The following is a 2,562-nucleotide window of genomic DNA, read 5'->3' on the forward strand; positions in this document are numbered from 1 at the left end:
GCATGGCCGCCATCACGTGCAGATTGGAGAACCGCCGCTCGAGCCGCTCGAGCTCCTCGCGGAAGACGAATTCGTCGGTCGAACGGGCGCCGTACAGGAAGAAGATCTCGCCCGACCAAGCCGTGTCGGTCAGGTAGCGCAGGACCGACATCATGGGGGTGATGCCGACCCCGCCGGCGATCAGCACGATGCTGTCGGCGTCGGTTCCGGTGAAGGTGAACGCGCCGAAGGGGCCCGTCGTCTTCAGCAGGTCGCCGACGGCGACCTTGTCGTGCAGAAAGCACGACACGACGCCCTGCTCCTCGCGCTTGACCGTTAGCTCGACATAGGCGCGCTGCGTCGGCGAGGAGGCGATGGTGTAGGATCGCCGCGAGGGCTTGCCATCCACCGGCTCCACCTCGACCTGGAGAAACTGGCCGGGCAGAAAATCGAAGGGCAGCCGATCGGCGGCCGGGTCGGCCAGCCGGAAGGTCTGAATCGTCGGCGTCTCCCGCACGATCTGGACCACCCGCAACGGGCCAGACCAGCTCCTGGGCTTGCGCAGCGACGCCCCGGCGGGCGGCGCGGCGTTGCTCGGCGTGAGCGTTTCAGCGCCCGGCTCAACGGCCGCCGCCTGGCGTGGCGAGGCCGTCGCGGTCGCCGGGGCGGGCGCGGGGGCCGTCGACCCGCCGGCGTCGACGATCTTGCGGACCCGCCGCAGGCGCGCGACCTGCAGGCCCAGCAGCATCGCGCTGACCATCGCCAGGACGAACATCAGCATGAAATGGGGCGGCGAGACGCCGAGCCACCGGATCGGCGCCGCGTGCGGCGGCGCGCCCAGGCTCATCTGATCCCGAAACCAGGTGATCGCCGCCGGCTGCGGGGACGCGCCGCGGTCGAGGGCGGCGAGCGCGGCCGATCCGCTCGCGAAGAGGTCGCTTGCTTCACGCAGGCGCCGCGCCGCGCTCGCCCGGGCGGCCGGATCTTCGGACCGCGCGGCGGCGGAGGCCTCGGCGGCCATGGCCAGTCCGCGCTCCACGCGCGCTTGGGCCTCGCCCATCAACCGGTTGCGCCCCTCGGCGCTGAGCGACGGGGCGGCGAGCAGTTGTGAGACGAAGGGCGTGCGCCGGGCGCCATGCTCGCCTTCGCCCTCCATCATCTCGTCCATCATTCCGCTCATGCCGGCTGCCGCGGGGCTCGGCGCGGCGCCCATGACGCCGGCGTCCGCCATCGCGCCGCCTTGCGCGCCCGGATGGTGGGCCGCGTGCTCGTCGCCTTCCTGGGCGATGGCCGCCGTCGAAAGCAGAAGGCAGGCGGCGGCCAGACCCAAGCTCCATCCCTGTCGGCTGGTCGTCCCGCGCATCGGGCTTGCCCTCGTCTTCACATGTCCTTCATCGGAGCCGATGGGCTCATCGGCGCGGCGTCGGGTTGGGGCGTCGTCCCCGTGGCCGCGCCGCCCTGGCGCATGGCGTGGTGATCCATCTCCTGACGATGATGGCGTTCCATCGTCGCCGCGTCGTGATCGGCGTCATGTTGCCCGGCGGCGTTGTTCGAAGGCGCCGTCGAGCCGCCGACGCCGGGATCCGGATCGGCGGCGCTGGGGACCGGGGCCGCGGCGGGCGACGGGGCCGGGGCCTGGACCGAGGCCGCGGGCGGCGGGGGCTCAGCGCCCTTGTCGCCGCAGGCGGTGAGGGCGAGCGCCGCGGCGCCGATCACAAGCGCCTGGATGGGCGCGCGAAGTGTGTGGCGGATGTCGATCATGGCAAGTTCCTCCCTGGAGATCATGGGCTCGACACCGATGGCCTTCGCCGCGGACGGGCGCGCCAGGGGCGAGCGGTGGAGCCGGCGAGGTCGCCGGCCAAGGATTGACGTGTCGCCGCGCGCCCGGGCGGGTCAGAGCGCCTCCCGCGGTGCGTCGCCGCGGGCGTCCGACCGCCGGACCCGTCTTTCGGCGAGGAAGGCCAGGATCGGACAGTCCGAGGCCGCCACGTCCATCGGGCAATCGTCGGCCAGCGCGCTGAGCACGTCACGGATATCCGACAGCCGCTGAATGCGGCGTTCGGCGTCGCGGATCTTCTCGCGGGTGATCTCCAGCACCGCCGACGCCTTGGCGGTGTCGGAGGCTTGAAGCGCGAGCAGGTCGGCGGTTTCGGCGAGCGTGAAGCCGAGCTCCTGCGCGGCCCGGATGAAATGGAGCCGCAGGAGGTCGGCGTCCTCATAGACACGGTAGCCGGCGCCGGTCCTGCCCGGATCGCGCAGCAGGCCGGTGCGCTCGTAGTACCGGATCGTATCGCGCCGCACGCCGGCGGCTGCGGCGAACGCGCCGATCTTGAAGGTCGTCATGATACTCGTCGCCTCGCTCGTTGGACGAAAGCCCAAGGTCAGCGGAGGGGCGCGCCCGCCGGTCGCTCCGGCGAGACGGCGTGGGCCATCCCGCCGCTGGCGAACCGATCGCCCGCTCAGTTCTTGCGCAGCTCGACGATGTCGTGCTTGGCCGGCGTACCGTCGGCGACCGTGACATGGGCGAAGTGGTCGTCGAAGACGTGGTCGATCTTCACGTGCCCGACGAGGTCGCGCCGATAG

At 72.0% G+C, this 2,562-nt stretch carries 3 protein-coding genes; all 3 read right to left on the minus strand.

The window, feature by feature from the left end; genetic code table 11:
• Positions 1 to 1,342: FAD-binding oxidoreductase (locus AC1RJ9_RS27900; protein ID WP_492841908.1), on the minus strand; the 1,342-nt coding region annotated here is incomplete at its 3' end.
• A 17-nt stretch (positions 1,343 to 1,359) separates the two neighbouring features.
• The gene (locus tag AC1RJ9_RS27905; protein WP_066730188.1) at positions 1,360 to 1,740 is read right to left on the minus strand and encodes a hypothetical protein; all 381 of its coding nucleotides are present in this window, start codon (positions 1,738 to 1,740) and stop codon (positions 1,360 to 1,362) included.
• A 132-nt stretch (positions 1,741 to 1,872) separates the two neighbouring features.
• Complete coding sequence (locus AC1RJ9_RS27910) at positions 1,873 to 2,322, minus strand: heavy metal-responsive transcriptional regulator (protein WP_062098120.1); 450 nt, start codon at positions 2,320 to 2,322, stop codon at positions 1,873 to 1,875.
• Between the last annotated feature and the right edge of the window lie 240 nt (positions 2,323 to 2,562).

Source organism: Caulobacter sp. GW822-FHT07D08, from assembly GCF_058798735.1.